A 19234-nucleotide genomic window follows, 5' to 3' on the forward strand; every position below is an offset into this window, starting at 1 on the left:
CAATTCCCCGGATAGGTCCAAGCTCAATACGGGCATGTTATATCAAAGAAAACTTTGAACAGGCTGGCTCGTAATAAGCTGATTGGTGATTTTTCCGTTGGGGGGAACTGCATTGAAATCAAACCTGAACGGACAATCCATTCTGCTACTAAGCTTGAATGGATTGTTTGTGTTTGCAGCAGCATTGTCCGGTACATTTCTTAATGTGTATTTATGGAAAAGCAGGCAGGATTACGCGATGATCGGATGGTTTAATGTCAGCCAACAAATCGCGCTGGGAATTATGGTCTGGGTGGCTGGAAAGTGGGTCAAGGAACATAACAAAATGAATGCCCTGCGCGTGGGAACCGCATTGTCTGGCCTATTCTATCTAATCGTGTTGTATACGGGACCTCAGGCTGTAAACTACATATGGCCGCTCGGAATGTTATTGGGTGCAGCATTAGGTTTGTTTTGGCTGGCGTTTAATGTCATTTTTTTTGAAGTCACGGATCAGGCAAGTCGTGATCATTTTAACGGATGGGTGGGTCTGCTGGGCTCGTTTTCCGGTATAGTGGGCCCGTGGCTCTCTGGTTGGATTATTGCGCGCATGGAGGATGATGCGGGGTATCGCGTGATATTCAGTATTTCCTTGGCCTTTTATGTCGTAGGGGTGGTGCTGAGCTTCTTTCTCCGCAAGCGTAAACCGACAGGAAAGTACAATTGGAAGGAACCTAAGCAGCGATTGTCACAAAAGGGGAGTATGTGGCGTCCGTTGTCGTTATCACTTGTTACACAGGGCATCCGTGAAGGGGTATTTGCTTTCCTGATAACGCTGCTCGTGTATGTAGTTACTCAACAGGAATGGAAGCTAGCACAGTTTTCACTTATTACATCAGGGGTTTCATTTTTTAGCTTTTGGGCTGTCGGAAAATGGCTGAAGCCACACTATCGCTCGGCTGGTATGCTGTTGGGTTCCGTGCTGTTGGTGATCGCGCTTTTACCGTTATTGTGGCGTATGGAGTATAGCACACTGCTGATTATGGGGATTGGCACGGCTTTATTCATGCCTTTGTATTTAATTCCTATGATTTCTGCGAGTTTTGATCTGATGGGAACGAGTGAAGGAGACGCTAATCAGAGAGTGGAACTGGTGGTACTGCGAGAACTATGCTTAATGATAGGCCGGTTGACGGGAACACTGATTTTCTTGGGTGTTCTAAGTATTAGTAAGGCTCCTACGGCGATGATCTGGTTATTGATTGGACTTGCATTGATGCCAGTGATTGGGTGGATCTTCATGCGAAGTGTGCTGAAGATGGAACAAAAAACGAAGCAAAGCAAGGCTCATTCTCACGCACGACGCTGGCACAAGCAAACCGAATAATTATAAATTCAATACCAAAGAACCTCCAAATCCGTTGATAAGGAAAAGGAGGTTCTTTTTGTATCTCATTTAAATCATCGGTTCTGTTGTCTCGGGTGAGGGTTTGGTGGGACGGATCAGAGAAAACAGCTCCATTTCAGGTCGGTGTGTGCCCGTCAGCTCATCAGCCAAAAGCTGTGCGGCCACCATACTCGTAACCGTCCCATTCCCCCCGTAACCCTCCAAAAAGTAGCAGTTTGGAAAACGTGGATGTGGACCAATATAAGGCAAGCCATCGTGGGAGGTGCCGAATATAGCCGCCCAAGCATAATCGATTTGAAACGGGACGCCGGGAAAATGCTCCTGTAGTGCTTGGAGTAGCTTGTGCTGTTGGTGCAACAACCTGATTTCACGCTGCTTGGCATCCAGTACGGGCTCATCCAAACCACCAATAATGATACGTCTTTCCGGTGTTGAGCGCATATACAGATAAGGACGAGCAGTTTCCCAGATCAGACACTGCTCATGCCATAAGGGAGCATCTCCGATGGGATTGGTGGCGATAGCATAAGAGCTTTCTAGCACGGCTCCGCGATCTGTTTTAATCTCTTGTGTTTCATAACCTGTAGCAAAAATAACTTTTTTTGTACGGATCATCCGGCCGTTGGCATGACAAACGACCTCCTTATCGTTGAATTCAAAATGTTTAGCTTCTGTATGCTCATATAAGCGAACACCGAGACGGCTGGCAGATTGCAGCAGTCCCTGGGCAAATAAAAACGGATTAACCTCAGCATCTTCGTGCGTATATAAGGCTGCTGGTTTTCGAAAAGGAAATCGGGCAGCAACCTGATGTTCATCCCAGTATTCCACTGGAAATCCAAAACGGGTTAGCTGTCTGTATTCTTCCTGGAGCACCTGTACATCCTCTTTTGTACTTGCGTAGTACAGGCTGCTGCGGCGAATAAAGGCAGGGTCCTTATCCAGTGTGGTAGCCAGTTTATCTAGCTGATCCAGCGCATCCTTGCACATACGGTAAAACAGTACACCGTTGGTCTCGCCAAACGTATTAATAAAAGAGGTTAAAGTCTTGTCATTGCTATATTGCAGCAATCCAGTATTGGCAGAAGAGCTTCCATGTGCCAGCCTTCGCTTGTCAATAAGTACAGTGTCCACCTGTCGTTCTCCCAATAGCCGGGAGCAGAGGGATCCACCCATCCCGCCTCCAATGATCAGTACATCACAATTTATATCCTCTGCTAAAGGAGGAAAATCCAGCATTTGCTCCAAAGTAGTCGGCCAAAACGTATTCCCGCTTATCAATTCCATAAATAGCACTCCTCATAGGCAATATGTAGTATTTCATATGTGTACATAGTATTTCGCCAAACGGACAAGATAACCAGCGTGCAACAAAACATTTAAGGAGGCACGGAGATTATGCAATCTACGAACATGCAACCCCTGACAGGCAAAGAGCTGGAGTACATCGTAGACTCCATTTCCAATGAAGAACTACTGCTCAAACAATGTGCGGCGACAGCGGCTTCTATTCAACAACCAGCCATTCAGCAGGCCTGTTTGCAACTGGCAAGAACTCATGAGCACCACTTGAATGTACTTTCCAATGCTCTTCAACAACATCAACAACTTGCCCCTATGCAACCGCAGCAGTAATTACTACTAAAGGAGGTTTGACCAGATGTATTCACAAAACAATATGTCATTTATGCCTGAAGAAGATTTGCTCTATAGCATTCTTGCCGATATGAAGCGTACAGTGCGCGAGTACACAACAGCGACGACAGAATCCAATTGTCCGTCTGTGCGTCAGATGTTCACCGACCTTACGAATGATACCTTGCGTATGCAAGGGGATTTGTATCGTCTGATGAGTCAAAACAATATGTACTCCACTTCGTCAAAAGCACTGCGTATCGATTTGGACAAACAGATTCAAGAAGCTCGCAAGACTCAACAGGAATGCCAACAGTTCATTCAGCAGAAGTCGTCATCCTCGGGAGTATATGGCCAACCTATGCATCAGCAGGGCCAATCTGCTCACCAAAGCAACCCTTATTATATGTAAACGGGATTTTCCGTTTTTGAAGCAATTTCCCATAACAGCCGTCCGTCTTGCCGGGTTTACCGGGGCGGGCGGTTTTTCTTTGCAGGTTTAAAGTGCGTATTGTATGATGTATAGTAATCTCTTTCGATGGAGGCCTTATGTAGAATGACAGAGCTGAATGAATTGAAATTAAAAGTGCTGGAATTGTTAAAAGAAGATGCAAGAAGAACACCAACTTTGTTGGCTACTATGCTGGGGGTAGACGAGCAGGATGTACGTACCTCGATTAAAGAGCTTGAAGACCAACACGTAATCGTCAAATACGCCGCTGTAGTCAATTGGGACAAAGTCGACGACGAAAAGGTTACCGCTTTGATCGAAGTGCAGATTACACCTGAGCGTGGGAGAGGATTTGAAGGAATTGCGGAACGGATTTATTTGTATCCGCAAGTTAAATCGGTTTATCTCATGTCCGGTGCCTATGATTTGCTGGTAGAGGTGGAAGGTCGCAATCTCCGTGAGGTCGCTAATTTTGTGTCGGAGAAGCTATCGCCTATCGACTCGGTTTTGTCTACCAAGACTAATTTTACGCTTAAAAAATACAAGCAGGACGGAATTATCTTTGAGGACCATCAGGAAGATAATCGTCTGATGATTTCGCCGTAAAGGAAGATCATGATGAATCTCAAAACAGAAGCATTTACCGACAACAACAAAGCCATGAGTTCTTATTTATCCCCATTAGTACGCGAGATCCCATCATCGGGTATCCGTAAGTTTTTTGACCTGGTGGGTGGCAACAAGGATATTATTACCCTCGGGGTAGGCGAACCGGATTTTACAACCCCTTGGCATATGCGGGAAGCCTGTGTCTATTCATTGGAGCGGGGCTTTACTAGCTATACGTCTAATGCCGGAACGCCGGAACTGCGTGAAGCGATTAGTGATTATCTGAATGAGCAATTTGACGTCCGTTATGATCCTAAAAATGAGATTATTGTGACCGTTGGGGGTAGCGAGGCGATTGATCTTGCGTTGCGCGCGCTAATTGTGCCTGGGGATGAAATTCTCGTGCCTGAGCCGTGCTACATTTCCTATTCGCCAATCACTTCGATTGGAGGCGGGATTCCGGTCGGCATTGAAACGTTTGCCAAGGATGAGTTTAAACTGACGGCAGAGGCGCTGGAGGCAAAAATTACACCTAAATCCAAGGTGCTGATTTTATGCTATCCGAGCAACCCGACCGGGGCTACGATGACTTATGAAGACTGGCTTCCGATTGCGGAAATCGTGGAAAAGCATGATCTGATCGTCATCTCTGATGAAATCTATGCTGAATTGAACTATGGCGATAAGCATGTCAGCTTTGCTTCGGTACCGGGCATGATGGATCGTACGATTCTCGTCAGTGGTTTTTCCAAAGCCTTCGCTATGACCGGCTGGCGTATTGGCTATACATGTGGGCATCCTGATTTGATTGCTGCTATGCTCAAAATCCATCAGTACACGGTCATGTGTGCGCCTTCGATGGGGCAAGTTGCAGCACTGGAAGGCTTGCGAAATGGTATGGGTGAGAAAGACCGTATGGTTGAAGCCTATAATCAGCGTCGCCGTCTGATGGTTGAAGGATTCAGAGAGATCGGCCTGGAATGCCATGAGCCAAGAGGAGCTTTTTACGTTTTCCCTAGTATCCAAAGCACAGGACTTAGCTCGGATGAATTTGCACAGCGCCTATTGACCGAGGCTAAAGTTGCGGCTGTACCTGGCAATGTGTTTGGTTTGGGAGGCGAAGGGTATCTTCGTTGCTCATACGCAACTTCTGTTACCCAGTTGACGGAAGCCTTGGATCGGATTGGTCATTTTGTAGAGAAAGTGAAAAAAGAAGGTTAAAATTATTTTTTTATGGGTAATTCATAGAAAATAGTCTTTTATTTCTAAATTTCTATGCTATAATTTGAAATCGGAAGCAGGAAGTTCAATTTTTCAACTACAGGAGGAGTGCTCATGTCATATGTTGGATATAAGTCGCCGAGTTCAATAGGATACGACATTTCCCTGGAAGATGAAATTTTGTTCCTGCGCAATGAGATGATGCGGACGTTTCAGGAAGAGCAGTCCTTCACCTCTGATCTTGTTATCGAAATTAGCTGCAAGCTTGATTTGAAAATCAATGAATATATGAAGCTGTATGGTACGGAATGCAGGGTGTAACTGTGTGGAGTCACCGTAGCTACGAAGAAGGCCGCAGGGCCTTCTTTTTTTGCGTTCACAATTTATGCTATATTAGTGGCATGGAAGAGGGGGCGTACATATGAGAGCAGCGCTAAAAAGGCTATCGCCATGGATCTTCGGAATAATGGCACTTGTACTACTGGCTGGATGTGGGGGACGGGATAAAGACAGCTTTTCCATATTTATTATGGATAAAGGGGATGCTTCAGGTATTCGTGACGAGCTGGCACAAAAGCTTAAGGATAAGCTGGGCGAACAGGCTCCGACGATCGAGATATCAGTCAGCCCACTGTATAATCAGCAGAAGCTGGTCGTAGAATATGCGGCCGGAGAGCATGATTTGTTTCTCTTGCCAGAAGAGGATATGAAGCTATATGGACAGAATGGCTCGAATCTACCGTTAGATGATGCCTTTGACAAAAAGACGTATACCCGGGGTGTATTCGAGGGCGGCGTATTTAAGAAAAAAGAGCAAGGTGAAGAAGGAACGGATGTAATCAAAGAAACTCATTTGTACGGAATTCCGGTGGAGCAGATGAAGATGTTTAAGGACCTAAAATATAACTCAAACACATTATTTGCTACCATACCGCCACGCACAAGTAATAAAGAAGAAGCCATCAAAGTGCTGAAAGCACTCACGGAATGATAAAGGGGATAGAATGATATGGGTATTTATACCAGAACAGGTGATGAAGGACAAACCTCTGTGATCGGCGGACGAGTGTCCAAAGATGATGACCGTGTGGAGGCGTACGGTACCATTGACGAGCTGAACAGCTTTGTAGGACAAGCAATCAGCTTTGCCGAGGGGGAGAAGTTTGCGGATATTCGGACTCAATTGGAGGAAATACAGCAGGAGCTGTTTGATTGTGGTTCGGATTTAGCGTTTGTAAAAATCAATGAAAGCAAATACAAGGTGAAAGACGAACTGGCAGAGCGGCTGGAAAGCTGGATTGATGCATGCCAGGAAGAAAATCCAAAAGTGGAGCGTTTTATTATTCCGGGAGGCAGCACCTTATCTTCGACATTACATGTTTGCCGTACGGTTTGCCGACGCGCGGAACGCCGTGCAGTTACACTAGGTAAGCACACAGATATCAACCCTGCGGTACGTCGGTATTTGAACCGCCTGTCCGATTATTTCTTTGTGGTAGCCCGCACGGCGAATGTACGCCAGGGTGTGCCCGATGTCGAATATGTGCGCAGCAAAAAAGTGTTCCGCAAATAAGGAGGCAATCGGGAATTTGTGATGAGCTTGTATTATGAACCTATCGTATATACGATCCCTCCTGAGGAGGAGGGCATGCTGTTGAAGACCATTCTACAAAAGCGTATGAATATCTCTCGCAAGCTAATATCCAAACTCAAGCTGACCGAACAGGGGATCATGCTGAACGGGAAACGTGTGTATATCAGCGAAAAGGTGAAGTCTGGGGATCGAGTAGAGATTCGTATGGAGCGCGAGCGTTCTGATGATATTTTACCCGAACCCATCCCTTTTGAGATTTTGTTTGAGGATGAACATCTGTTAGTGGTGAACAAGGCGGCGGGCATGATTGTCCATCCGACTCACGGTCATTACACAGGGACGCTGGCTAACGGGGTCGTGTATTATTGGCAGACCAAGGGAGAACTGTATCGGTTTCGTCCTGTTCATCGTCTTGATCAAGAGACGACGGGTGTACTGGTTGTAGCTAAAAATCCGTATGTTCACCAGCATATTTCCGAGCAGATGATTGCGGGAACGGTGGACAAGCGCTATACAGCTCTTGTGCATGGGTGTCCTGAGCAGCAGGAAGGCAGGGTGGACGGACCGATTGATCGCAACCCGGATAATCCGCATTTGCGTATGGTGACTCCAGATGGTTATCCTGCACTTACGCTATACAAGCTGGAGGAAGTGTGGAACGGAGGAAGCCGCATCGGTCTAAAATTGGAATCCGGACGTACACACCAAATTCGGGTGCACATGACATATATCGGGTGCCCGCTGATCGGAGATAAAATGTACCGGATTACACCCGATAACGAAGCGCAGCGTGAACAATATGATCAGCTTGATGCTCGAATGCCTCGACAAGCCCTGCATGCTTCAGAATTGTCTTTGGTACATCCTGTGTCCGGGGAGCGGATGACATTTTACGCTCCTTTGCCGGATGATATGATTGCACTGCAAGAGCTGTTAAGAGCTCAATATCATCTGAAATAAAATATTCAATAAGAGATTGAAACCAAATGGAGGTTAATCTAGCGATGAGCCAACTGAAAGTATATCAATATTCTAAATGCAGCACCTGTCGTAATGCAGTGAAATGGCTGCACAACAAGGGGCATGAGACGGAACTGATTCCTATTTTCGAACAACCGCCTGGCCCGGAGGAACTGGAAGACTTGATTAATAAAAGCGGTCTGGAATTGAAGAAGTTTTTCAACACAAGCGGTGAAGTATACAAAGAGTTACAATTGAAAGATAAGCTTGGAAACATGAGCCGTGAAGAGCAAATTTCGCTTTTATCCTCAAATGGAAGATTGATCAAACGTCCAATTGTAACCGACGGGACTAAAGTAACAGTAGGATTCAAAGAGGAAACATTTGAGGGGACATGGGGAGCTCAATAACGTCCAATTTGCCACCATGTTATGTTATACTGTGGGGGTTAAATATTATGATGAATGGGAGCAATACAATCTGTGACACAACGCAATGAACAATCCGTAATGCTGGTTGACGGCATGGCTCTGCTTTTTCGTGCTTATTATGCAACCGCCGCAAACGGTTATATCCGTCGTACAAAAGCTGGAGTACCCACGAATGCTATATATGGTTTTATTCGATATTTTTGGGATGCAGTTCAAACCTTTAACCCTACTCATGTTATTTGCTGCTGGGACATGGGCGGAACAACATTCCGTGGGGAACATTTTGCTGCGTATAAAGGAAACCGAGCCGACGCGCCAGACGATTTGATTCCTCAATTTTCTTTGATCCGTGAAGTGACGGACAGCCTCGGCATTCCCAATATTGGGGCAGAAGGCTTTGAAGCGGATGATTGTATCGGTACGCTCGCACGCCATTATTCACAAAATGAGGACATGGATGTCATGATTCTCTCGGGAGACCATGATTTACTTCAATTGGTGGATGAGCGGACACGGGTTATTATTATGAAAAAAGGACATGGCAATTATATGGTATATACCCCGGAGATGCTACTGTCTGAGAAAGGGCTTAAGCCGCGACAAGTAGTTGACCTCAAAGGTTTGATGGGGGATGCAAGTGACAATTACCCGGGAGTACGGGGAATCGGTGAAAAGACGGCTCTCAAGCTGGTGCAGGAATACGACTCCATTGAAGGCATTCTGGAAAATCTGGATCAATTGACACCATCGGTCCGTAAAAAGATCGAGAGTGATTTGGATATGCTGCATCTTTCACGCAAGCTTGCTAAAATTCACTGTGATGTGCCTGTTGCGTGTGCTCTAGATAGCTGCCTGCTGACGCTGGATCATGTGCAAATTGTCGATAAATTTGAACAGCTTGAAATGAAAAGCTTATGTGCGTTGATGGGCGTCGCAACCGGATCATAATGAGACTGTTAAGCTTGAGATGTACATTACAGGTGGACTAAGTTTTATAGGGGTACTGGCGCTCGGTGCGCTAGTATCCTTATTTGTATACAATTATGCCAGCGAGGATATATAGCCATGTGAAGGATTTTATACAATTGTGATAAGGGGATTGACCTTAGGCTCGTTTCAGGTGAATATAGTTAATAGAGATCATGGAGAGGGGATTACAGCAGCTATGACAGTATTGGGAGCAATTGAGGCAGGCGGTACCAAATTTGTATGTGGAATTGGAAATGAACGAGGGGAAGTATTGGAAAGAGCTAGCTTTCCAACAACGACTCCAGCAGAAACCATGGAGAATGTCATTGCATTTTTTGAAGGCAAGGGGATTGAAGCGCTGGGCGTAGGCTCATTCGGACCGATTGATCCTATCGAAGGCAGTGATACATATGGTTATATTACAACAACGCCAAAGCCGCATTGGGGAAATTACAATCTGATTGGCAAACTGAAGGAGCATTTCGATGTACCTATGGGGTTTGACACAGATGTGAATGGAGCAGCGCTGGGTGAGTCCATTTGGGGTGCGGCTAAAGGATTGGAAAACTGTCTGTATATTACAATAGGTACAGGCATCGGAGCGGGTGCTTTGGTTGGCGGAAAGCTGGTCCATGGATTATCCCACCCGGAAATGGGGCATATTCTGGTACGTCGTCATCCAGAAGATCACTATGAAGGCACATGTCCATATCATGGAGATTGCCTGGAAGGACTGGCAGCGGGTCCGTCACTCGAAAAAAGATGGAAGGTAAAAGGACACGAGCTTTCTGTTGATCACCCAGCCTGGGAAATGGAGGCACATTATCTGGCACAAGCTTTAATGAGCTATGTATTAATCCTGTCACCGCAAAAAATCATTATGGGCGGTGGAGTCATGAAGCAGGATCAATTGTTCCCACTCATTCGTACCAAGCTTCAAAAACTCTTGAACGGATACGTACAGCATTCGAGTCTGACTACAGAAATTGAACAATATATCGTATCTCCGGGATTGGGTGACAATGCTGGATTGTGCGGTGCTTTGGCTTTGGCAAAGGAAAAGCTCAATTCTTAGAATTTGTGGTTGACGGTTCTCCAAGGTCTGGTTATCATATAAACAACAGCATAGTACGGATCAAAAAGGGAAGCACCTTTCTTGCGAATACGCGAGATAGGTGCTTTTTTTTGCGTTTTTGTATTGTGCGGGTCAGTATTTCAACCATATGAGGGAGGAAGAATCATGGAGATTGTATTTTTAAACCGCTTGTCCAAACGGAATGAACAAGGTTGTGAGGACTTTGCACAGGTATGGATTGGGCAACATGAAGGGAGATGGAGTGCAGGCTGGAGCACACACCATGTGCCTGATGAAAGTATAGACGACCTTTGGTATGAAGGCAGCTTGTGGCAGGAACTACTGCATGTATACCGTCATGAGCTGGCGCTCAAGATGGCTGAAGGCTACAGACCTTTAATTCATGGCGTTTTTCATGAGCAAAAAGGATCATCAGGACGAGGACAAACACTACAAAAGCTCTATTGCTATAGTGATTTGTTTCCGCGTGATGAGGTGTATGAACAATTGACAATGTGGAGACGGCAAAAGGCAGCAACTGAGCGAAAAGCACCTTATTTAATCGCTACGAATCGACTGCTTCGCCTCATCAGCGTCTATCTTCCTCATACCGAAGAGGAATTGCTAGAACTGCCTGGTATGGGCCAGGGTAAGGTGTCGCAATATGGGACGGAGCTATTGACTATAACGAAGCAAAATGATCGAACCACGCCATTTCCGCTGAATTGGGTAACAGAGACGTTGGAAGAAGAAGTTTTTTTGTCATGGCTGTACAAGCAAAAAGAAAACCAGTACAGACAGGAACTGAATAAGTTTAGCCTGACTAGAGCGATTATTGAGGGTATTTCGGAGGGTCTTTCACTAGAGCATATCGGAATAAAGACAGGCTTGCACCGTAAAGAAGTGATTGAAGCTGTGGAGCATTTGGATCGAGATGGAATGGATATGAAAAAGTTGATCCTCAAGGAATTAGAACATGTGTCTGAGGAGGAGCAAACAGCCATCTGTTCTGCTTATGCAGAGTTGGGAGATACGCTGCTCAAGCCCATTATGTTAAAAGTGTATGGAGAAGAAAAAGCAACGGAAGCAGGACTGGATCAAATTTATGAGCGATTGCGGCTGGTCCGTATACGGTTCCGCCATCAGGAAGTACCTGACCGACATGTTGGATAATATAGATACGCAAAGAAGTGTCATAAAGTAGTACAAATAGGTCCAACAAAGCAAAAAGCAGCAGCGAGTTCTTATAGAACACGGCTGCTGCTTTTGATGACTAAACTCGAAAACCGAAAAAATTCAAACCCAATCCTTCTTGCGGAAAATACAGAACATACTGACACCTAATGCCACCATAATCCCGATGACGACAAAATAACCATAACGTGTATGAAGCTCAGGCATATTATCAAAGTTCATCCCATATATTCCGGTAATGACCGTCAGCGGCATAAATACAGTTGTAATGGCCGTAAACACACGCATAATTTCATTTGCACGGTTGGCGATACTTGATTGATAAGCTTCTCGAAGGTTCCCCATCAAGTCGCGGTAAGTTTCGAAAGTCTCCGAAATTTTCACAGCATTTTCATAAATGTCGCTAAAATATTTTTGCAGTTGATCGTCGATCAGTCGCAAATCCCGTTTGTTCAGGGTGTTAATGACTTCCTTTTGCGGACCGAGCACTTTTTTTAGCCACAGAATCTCACTGCGCAAGCCGATGATTTCGTTCAAATGCGATTTTTTCGTATGCATTAGAATGTCTTCTTCCAGCTTTTCAATGCGAACCTCAATCCGGTCACCAACCAGAAAATAGTTGTCAACGATCAAGTCAATCAACAGATACATAAAACGGTCAGGCTGGCTGACTTCCTGCTCCCACAGCAAGGGCTTGAGGGTACGAAGCTCATTGATTTTCTGCTTGGTCACCGTAATGATAAAATGGCGGCCGAGAAAAATATTTAAAGCACGCAAAAATATTTCTTCATCATCAAAACGAATACTATTTACAACGATAAAATAATGGCTTTCATAAATTTCAATCTTTGGGCGCTGTTCTTCTTCACTCAAACAGTCTTCTACTGCAAGATCATGCATGGAAAATAAGGGCTGAAGCACTGCCAGATCCTCGACATCGGCATCAATCCAATAAAAGCCTTCTGCCGGTGCAGTGAGCGCCATTTCAATTTCTTCGACAGGGGTAAAAACCCCGTTGTTGACCAAACGGATTTTCATATATAGTCACTCCTTATGCTCCGTCGTAACGGAAATACGTTTACCTTAAGCATAAGGAATGGACTCAGTTGCCAGTTAGCCGGTTCGGGTAAGCGTGCATAACATCAAAAGCAGGAGGCTTTTGGAGCATGCAGAGCCTGGCGTCCCGTCTTTCGGCAAGCTGAAGTCATTCCTATGCTGTTGTTCAGGGATCGCCGCCTATTCGGACTCGGGTCGCCTTCCATTCCGGATTCACCTCACAAATGTTCTTTTTTAGGTTGCCACAGTACCGCAGAAAACACTCTCAAGTACACTGCTGCACTATATTTTTGCCTATTAGCACTTGTATAGTATAACGCTCGACCTACGGCCTTTCAAGCGCAAAATCATGGGCTAAATTAACGGTAATCATATAAGCTTCTGCGATAAGGGGATATGATTTAACCTATGGAAAAGGTAGACAAAAGGTGAATGCAGGATACAAAATTACAAACCCATCTTGACGAAGCCCAGCCGATGCATTAAAGTGAACAACAAGAACTTTGTGAACTTAAAATGAATATAGCGAAATCTTATCAAGAGCAGGTGGAGGGACTAGCCCGATGATACCCGGCAACCGGCGATTTTAATCGCACGGTGCTAATTCTTGCAGGACTCGCGCTTTGTACAAAAAGCGTAGCCCTGACAGATGAGAGAGGCGCATATGGATACAAATATGACCTTTCTCTAACCGAGAAAGGTCTTTTTATTATATGCCTGGCATCTCTACCAGCGATTTTCGCACAACTTACCGATCAAGGAGTGAGTTTACATGCCGATTAAGATTCCAGATACACTGCCTGCTAAGGAAGTACTGGAGGGCGAAAATATTTTCGTAATGGATGAAAGCTTGGCCTATCATCAGGATATTCGTCCATTGCGCATCGCCATTTTGAATTTGATGCCTACAAAGGAAACAACAGAAACTCAACTGTTGCGTCTGGTCGGCAATACGCCATTACAAGTGGATGTCACGTTGGTGCATATGAAGTCTCATGTATCTAAAAATACATCGCAAGAATACTTGAACATGTTCTATAAAACGTTTGATGAGATCAAGAACAGTCGTTTTGACGGCATGATTATTACAGGAGCCCCTGTAGAACAACTTGAGTTTGAGGATGTGACCTACTGGGAGGAGATCCGGCAAATCTTTGAGTGGACGAAAACAAATGTTACTTCGACCATGCATATCTGTTGGGCCTCACAGGCAGGCTTATACCATCATTTCAATGTTCCAAAATACGGGCTCGACAGCAAATGCTTTGGGGTATTTCCACACACCGTTATTAAACCTAAAGTGAAACTGCTACGCGGCTTTGATGAACTGTTTTATGCTCCTCACTCTCGGCATACGGAAGTTCGGCGGGAAGATATTGACCATATCGCCGAATTAGAGGTTTTATCCGAATCCGAGGAAGCTGGAGTGTACCTGGTAGCCACACTTGATGGTAGACAAATCTTTGTAACAGGGCATTCAGAATATGATCCGCTTTCACTGAAATGGGAATACGACCGCGATGTGGCCAAAGGACTGGATGTTGACGTCCCCAAAAATTATTTTCCTAACGACGATCCTGAACGCATACCGCCCTCGATCTGGCGGGCTCATGCCAATTTATTATTTTCAAATTGGCTTAACTATTATGTATACCAAGAAACACCTTATGATATCGGACCTCAGATTTAAAAAGGGGCTTGTCGTTTACCCTTATACAGTACCACCTTGCAGTAGCGCAGCAGTATAGTCTTGGACATCCATTTTTGCAGCATATGTTATAGCACCTATCTATGGAAGTGAACAGGAGGATTCATATGAGTGAGAAACAGTGGAAAATCGAAAGCAGATTGGCACAAATCGGTTCCATTGAGGAGCCAGTAACTGGGGCTGTGAATTACCCGATTTACCAATCTACAGCGTTCCGCCATCCCCGACTGGGTCAAAGTACTGGGTTTGATTACATTCGGACGATTAATCCCACGCGAAAGGTATTGGAAGAGGCTGCTGCTGCACTCGAATCTGGTGATGCAGGCTTTGCATGCAGTTCAGGAATGGCAGCGCTGCAAACTGTTTTTGCATTGTTTGGTCAGGGAGACCACCTTATTGTATCGCTAGATCTTTATGGCGGGACCTACCGTTTACTGGAGCGTATTTTATCTAAATTTGGTGTGACTGCAAGCTATGTGGATACAAACGATCTTGAAGCACTCCAACAGTCATGTCGACCCAATACCAAAGCTGTCTTCATAGAAACGCCTACCAACCCGTTAATGATGATTACTGATATTCAAGCGGTGGCTGCATGGGCATCGCAACATGAGTTGCTTACAATTGTAGATAATACGCTGCTAACACCATACTTCCAGCGGCCATTGGAACTGGGTGCGGATATTGTGGTACATAGCGCAACCAAATATTTGGGTGGGCATAACGATGTGCTGGCAGGGTTGATTGTTTCCAAAGGAAAAGAACTGTCAGCTGAGATTTCCTTTCTGCACAATTCCATAGGAGCCGTGCTTTCGCCAAGCGATTGCTATCAGTTGATGAAGGGGATGAAGACGTTAGCACTGCGTATGGATCGACATGAGCATAATGCAACAGTGTTGTCTAACTATTTACTGACGCACCCGGCAGTGGCAGAAGTATTTTACCCGGCGCTTGAAGGTCATCCGGGTCGTGAGATACAAAATAAACAATCCAGCGGAAACACAGGGATCTTCTCTTTTAAAGTAAAGGATGCTCGCTATGTGGAGCCTTTGCTTCGTCATATTAAGCTCATTGCGTTTGCCGAAAGTTTGGGCGGTGTGGAGTCGCTAATGACTTATCCCGCTGTGCAGACACATGCGGACATACCAGCAGAAATTCGGGATGCAGTCGGGGTAGATGACAGGCTTCTGCGTTTCTCGGTAGGCATTGAGCATACAGATGACCTGATTGAAGATTTGCGTTCGGCACTGGAAGCGGCACGTCTAGAAGTAGAGGGAGGGGAGCAGCAATGATAGAAGATGCGAGGGGAATCGAAGTAGATCTGGGCAAAGAACGGAAATTCGCAACCAAGCTGCTGCATTTTGGCTCTGAAATTGACAGTGTTACTGGGGCATCGAGCGTCCCGATCTATCAAGCTTCTACCTTTCATCATCATGATATTTTTAATCCTCCACAACATGATTATAGCCGTTCAGGCAATCCGACACGACAAGCTTTGGAAGATTATATTGCCTTATTAGAAGGCGGAGCTTGTGGTTTTGCCTTTGCATCAGGCATGGCTGCTATCTCCACAACATTTATGCTCTTATCGGCTGGAGATCATGTCATTGTTTCGGAAGATGTATACGGAGGGACATATCGTCTGCTGACCTCCATCTTGAAACGAATGAATATCGAAACAACCTTCGTCGATATGACGGATCTCAATCTTGTAAAAGAGGCGTTGCAGGAAAATACAAGAGCTGTGTATATGGAAACCCCCTCTAATCCGACACTCAAAATTACCGATGTAGCCGGAATAACCGCTTGGGCAAGGGATCATGGGCTGTTGACGTTATTGGACAATACTTTTATGACACCGTATTATCAACGTCCGATCGAGCAGGGAGTTGATATTGTATTGCACAGTGCGACCAAGTTTTTGGGTGGACACAGTGACGTACTGGCAGGACTTGCGGTAGCTCGTACCGAATCGTTGGGGAGACAAATCAAGCAGCTTCAGAATGGATTGGGTACCGTGCTGGCTCCGCAAGAGTCTTGGTTGCTTATGCGTGGGATGAAGACACTGGAAGCGCGTATGGCTCATAGCGAAAAGAGTGCGGCCAAACTCGCAAACTGGCTGAACGAGCGCAATGATATTGAAGCGGTATACTACCCGGGGTTGGAGAACCATCCAGGGCGTGCAGTTCATGAGTCTCAATCCAGTGGTTATGGCGCGGTGATTTCGTTTGATGTAGGTTCTGGTGAGCGTGCCAAAGCGGTCCTCAGCCGTGTACGTATTCCCATTGTGGCGGTGAGTCTAGGAGCAGTGGAAAGTATCTTGTCGTACCCGGCAATGATGTCACATGCGGCTATGCCGCAAAGTGTACGCTTGGAGCGCAGGATTACGGACGGACTACTTCGTTTCTCCGTTGGTCTAGAGGACATTGATGACCTGATCTGCGATCTGAATGAGGCGCTGTGCTAGAGCGTTAGCATATCCATAGCATGTTGGCATTTTTACGAGGGAAGCAAATATATGTAGTCCTTAGCAGCAGGTTTCCGATATTCAGGAGACTTGCTGTTTTCTATATACAACGGGAATAAGTATGGTTCCTTACCTAAAGATATGTTAGTATTATCATTAGGTTTTACTATGCTAAATAGCACAGACAACATACAAGGCTAGTCATGAACATACATTACGGCAGGGTTCGAACGCAGGTTTGTGAAAGCATTCTCGTTCATAAGTCCTGTCTTTCATTTCGTCGCCCTGTGACAGCGAAGGAGGATACACCATGAGTGTAATCGACCATATTTTAGATAAAGCCCTACGCGGCGAACGCCTGAATTTAGAGGATACTGTAGCTTTGTTCGAATCAGACGAGGTTGAAAAAATAGGCCATGCGGCCAATAAAGTCATGAATCGCATGCATCCTAATCCCATTAAAACCTTCGTCATCGGACGAAATATTAACTATACGAACGTGTGTGACGTATACTGCCGTTTTTGCGCTTTTTACCGTAGACCGGGTTCCGATGAAGGTTATGTTTTGCCGGATGAGGTGATTTTCCAAAAAATTAAGGAAACGCAGGAGGTAGGTGGCACCGAAATCCTAATGCAAGGCGGTGTAAATCCAAATCTGCCGTTCAGCTATTATACCGATTTGCTGAAAGCTATTAAGGAACGTTTTCCCGATATCACGATGCATTCCTTCTCCCCAGCTGAAATTCACAAAATGAAGGAAAAATCCGGTCTATCCATGGAAGATACGATCCGGGCTATTCATGAAGCTGGATTGGATTCTCTCCCAGGTGGGGGCGGAGAAATTTTGGATGACCGCACACGCCGCAAAATCAGCCGTCTCAAAGGCTCCTGGCGTGATTGGATGGATGTTATGCAAACAGCTCACAAGGTTGGGATGAACACGACAGCTACGATGGTTATCGGCTTTGGCGAGTTGATGGAGGAGCGTGCGCTGCATTTGTTGCGTGTCCGTGACGCTCAGGACGAATGCATTGAAAACAAGTATAACTCTGAAGGATTTTTGGCCTTTATTCCGTGGACCTTCCAACCAGATAACACCAACCTGAAGAAGGAACGCCAGACGCCTGAGGAATATTTGAAGACTGTAGCGATCAGCCGTCTTGTTTTGGATAACATCAAGCATATCCAGTCTTCATGGGTAACCATGGGACCGGAAATCGGTAAAAAATCGCTGTACTACGGTTGCGATGATTTTGGCAGCACCATGATTGAGGAGAACGTAGTTTCCGCTGCAGGTGCAACGTATAAGGTTAACATTGAATCTATTTTACAGTTGATCCGTGAGACGGGTCACATTCCAGCACAGCGCAATACCCGTTATGATATTATTCGTACTTTTGACAGTGCTAGCAGCATTGAACATGATTTTATTATGCAAAATTAATATTAGCTAATATAACGTACATTACAAAACGCTTATCTTTTACTATTCCATGTACAAGGATAGTGAAGATAAGCGTTTTTGTGCTGAAGAATGAAAATCCTTCAGTATCTTACTCTTCTTTGTATTGTGGTAAATATATTTGGCTTTGCTACCGTTCCCATCGTTTCATATACATGATCTCAGCCTCAGGGTCTGCCATTTGAATGACTGCCTTAAAGCGCTGCAAATCCAGGAGATGAACGCTGTAAATGGTAGCCATTTGTTCTTTTTTATCTGATTCACTTTTCGTCTTGCCCTCTATTAGGGTAGAGCTTCTAATGGGTGTGCTGTGCAAGCGCAGCCTGCGATGTATGGCATCTTCGACAGCTTGCTGCTTTTTGCTGACAACACAAACCATACGTCTCAAACCGGTAAACATCAGCCGGGTCGTTTCATAGGCAGCGAGACAGGATAAGGCAGAATAGAGAGCTGGCTCCCAGCCTAGCACAAAGCCAGCCGTAATAAGTAGCAAACAATTACACAACATTACAATCTGTATTAACGGAATTTTCCGATGGGTTAGCATCAAAGTGGAAGGACGACCATCGTCAGACTCATTGAGTCCTAGTGAATCAAGCAGCCCACCGTGACGAGCCGCCAGTCCTGCGCCAAGTCCAATACAGATTCCGCCTCCCAGAGCACATACGACCGGATGGCCACTTACTGCTGGAAAAGGCGAGAGAATGATGGCTGAGCCTGAAAAGGCAAACAAACCAGGGAGTGCACGAAGCAGCATGGGCTTGTGAGTAGACAAAGAATACAGCAGCATTAGTGGCAAGTTCAAAACGAATAGCAGTAACCCAAAATGCTCCTGCGTATAAAGCGACATAAGTCTGGAGATTCCGGTGACGCCTCCAGCGATCATATCGTGCGGATGTAGAAACAATTCCAGACCGACGGATGCGGTAATTCCGCCAATCACCGTATAAAAGACAGGGAACCTGCTCGCATCTCCTGAAGCTGGCCTCACAAACCGCCTCATAGAGCTTCGGCA

The 19234-nt window shown here is 45.5% G+C and carries 20 protein-coding genes and 1 riboswitch; of the genes, 17 read left to right on the forward strand and 3 right to left on the reverse strand.

The annotated features are described in order from the left end of the window. Positions 1 to 112 precede the first annotated feature (112 nt). Entirely contained in the window at positions 113 to 1366 is a 1254-nt protein-coding gene (locus FKV70_RS03000) for an MFS transporter (RefSeq protein WP_142611783.1), read from the forward strand. A 69-nt stretch (positions 1367 to 1435) separates the two neighbouring features. On the opposite strand, the gene FKV70_RS03005 is transcribed toward FKV70_RS03000, so the two are convergent. After that, positions 1436 to 2674, reverse strand: a complete 1239-nt coding sequence (locus FKV70_RS03005; protein WP_142611784.1) for an NAD(P)/FAD-dependent oxidoreductase — start codon at positions 2672 to 2674, stop codon at positions 1436 to 1438. 111 nt (positions 2675 to 2785) lie between these two features. Here FKV70_RS03005 and FKV70_RS03010 point away from each other — a divergent pair, with 111 nt between their 5' ends. The 12 genes from FKV70_RS03010 to FKV70_RS03065 all read left to right on the forward strand — a co-directional run bounded on the left by FKV70_RS03010 (position 2786) and on the right by FKV70_RS03065 (position 11505). Next, positions 2786 to 3022, forward strand: coding sequence for a hypothetical protein (locus FKV70_RS03010; RefSeq protein WP_142611785.1), 237 nt, complete (start codon positions 2786 to 2788; stop codon positions 3020 to 3022). Positions 3023 to 3047: 25 nt separating this feature from the next. After that, the gene (locus tag FKV70_RS03015; RefSeq protein WP_063209925.1) at positions 3048 to 3434 is read left to right on the forward strand and encodes a spore coat protein; all 387 of its coding nucleotides are present in this window, start codon (positions 3048 to 3050) and stop codon (positions 3432 to 3434) included. Between the two features lie 144 nt (positions 3435 to 3578). Further along, on the forward strand, positions 3579 to 4079 hold the full coding sequence (locus FKV70_RS03020) for an Lrp/AsnC family transcriptional regulator (protein ID WP_013370105.1): 501 nt from the start codon (positions 3579 to 3581) through the stop codon (positions 4077 to 4079). Positions 4080 to 4091: 12 nt separating this feature from the next. Next, positions 4092 to 5303: an aminotransferase class I/II-fold pyridoxal phosphate-dependent enzyme gene (locus FKV70_RS03025; RefSeq protein ID WP_142611786.1), complete on the forward strand. Its 1212-nt coding sequence runs from the start codon at positions 4092 to 4094 to the stop codon at positions 5301 to 5303. Positions 5304 to 5417: 114 nt separating this feature from the next. Then, a complete protein-coding gene (locus tag FKV70_RS03030) occupies positions 5418 to 5624 on the forward strand; it encodes an aspartyl-phosphate phosphatase Spo0E family protein (RefSeq protein WP_063209923.1) in 207 nt (68 codons plus the stop codon). Positions 5625 to 5724: 100 nt separating this feature from the next. Beyond that, positions 5725 to 6294 carry a type 2 periplasmic-binding domain-containing protein gene (locus FKV70_RS03035; protein WP_063209922.1) on the forward strand — a complete coding sequence of 190 codons (570 nt, stop codon included), beginning with the start codon at positions 5725 to 5727 and terminating at the stop codon, positions 6292 to 6294. A gap of 18 nt (positions 6295 to 6312) precedes the next feature. Continuing rightward, positions 6313 to 6876, forward strand: a complete 564-nt coding sequence (locus FKV70_RS03040; RefSeq protein ID WP_025676377.1) for a cob(I)yrinic acid a,c-diamide adenosyltransferase — start codon at positions 6313 to 6315, stop codon at positions 6874 to 6876. A gap of 21 nt (positions 6877 to 6897) precedes the next feature. After that, positions 6898 to 7857, forward strand: a complete 960-nt coding sequence (locus tag FKV70_RS03045; RefSeq protein WP_142611892.1) for an RluA family pseudouridine synthase — start codon at positions 6898 to 6900, stop codon at positions 7855 to 7857. Positions 7858 to 7901: 44 nt separating this feature from the next. Then, on the forward strand, positions 7902 to 8267 hold the full coding sequence (locus tag FKV70_RS03050) for an arsenate reductase family protein (RefSeq protein WP_142611787.1): 366 nt from the start codon (positions 7902 to 7904) through the stop codon (positions 8265 to 8267). A gap of 72 nt (positions 8268 to 8339) precedes the next feature. Further along, on the forward strand, positions 8340 to 9236 hold the full coding sequence (locus tag FKV70_RS03055; RefSeq protein ID WP_142611788.1) for a 5'-3' exonuclease: 897 nt from the start codon (positions 8340 to 8342) through the stop codon (positions 9234 to 9236). 217 nt (positions 9237 to 9453) lie between these two features. Beyond that, positions 9454 to 10332 (forward strand): ROK family protein, encoded by an 879-nt coding sequence (locus tag FKV70_RS03060; protein ID WP_064795315.1) that lies wholly within the window; start codon positions 9454 to 9456, stop codon positions 10330 to 10332. Between the two features lie 165 nt (positions 10333 to 10497). Continuing rightward, positions 10498 to 11505 (forward strand): HRDC domain-containing protein, encoded by a 1008-nt coding sequence (locus FKV70_RS03065; RefSeq protein WP_063209917.1) that lies wholly within the window; start codon positions 10498 to 10500, stop codon positions 11503 to 11505. 123 nt (positions 11506 to 11628) lie between these two features. Here FKV70_RS03065 and corA read toward each other — a convergent pair whose 3' ends face one another. Further along, positions 11629 to 12564 (reverse strand): magnesium/cobalt transporter CorA, encoded by a 936-nt coding sequence (gene corA, locus FKV70_RS03070; RefSeq protein ID WP_063209916.1) that lies wholly within the window; start codon positions 12562 to 12564, stop codon positions 11629 to 11631. A 548-nt stretch (positions 12565 to 13112) separates the two neighbouring features. Further along, positions 13113 to 13238: riboswitch (SAM riboswitch) on the forward strand. A gap of 116 nt (positions 13239 to 13354) precedes the next feature. On the opposite strand from corA, the gene metA reads away from it, so the two are divergent. From metA to mqnC, 4 genes are all read left to right on the forward strand, one after another. After that, positions 13355 to 14272, forward strand: a complete 918-nt coding sequence (gene metA, locus FKV70_RS03075) for a homoserine O-acetyltransferase MetA (RefSeq protein WP_063209915.1) — start codon at positions 13355 to 13357, stop codon at positions 14270 to 14272. Between the two features lie 125 nt (positions 14273 to 14397). Beyond that, positions 14398 to 15582, forward strand: coding sequence for a PLP-dependent transferase (locus FKV70_RS03080; protein WP_063209914.1), 1185 nt, complete (start codon positions 14398 to 14400; stop codon positions 15580 to 15582). After that, a complete protein-coding gene (locus FKV70_RS03085) occupies positions 15579 to 16757 on the forward strand; it encodes an aminotransferase class I/II-fold pyridoxal phosphate-dependent enzyme (protein ID WP_142611789.1) in 1179 nt (392 codons plus the stop codon). Before FKV70_RS03080 ends, FKV70_RS03085 begins: the two co-directional genes overlap by 4 nt. 310 nt (positions 16758 to 17067) lie before the next feature. After that, positions 17068 to 18201, forward strand: coding sequence for a cyclic dehypoxanthinyl futalosine synthase (mqnC, locus tag FKV70_RS03090; protein ID WP_063209912.1), 1134 nt, complete (start codon positions 17068 to 17070; stop codon positions 18199 to 18201). Between the two features lie 148 nt (positions 18202 to 18349). Here the strand turns inward: mqnC and FKV70_RS03095 are convergent, their stop codons facing one another. After that, positions 18350 to 19210, reverse strand: a complete 861-nt coding sequence (locus FKV70_RS03095) for a YitT family protein (protein ID WP_142611790.1) — start codon at positions 19208 to 19210, stop codon at positions 18350 to 18352. Between the last annotated feature and the right edge of the window lie 24 nt (positions 19211 to 19234).

Source organism: Paenibacillus ottowii, from assembly GCF_006874425.1.
Classification (GTDB): Bacteria; Bacillota; Bacilli; order Paenibacillales; family Paenibacillaceae; genus Paenibacillus; species Paenibacillus ottowii.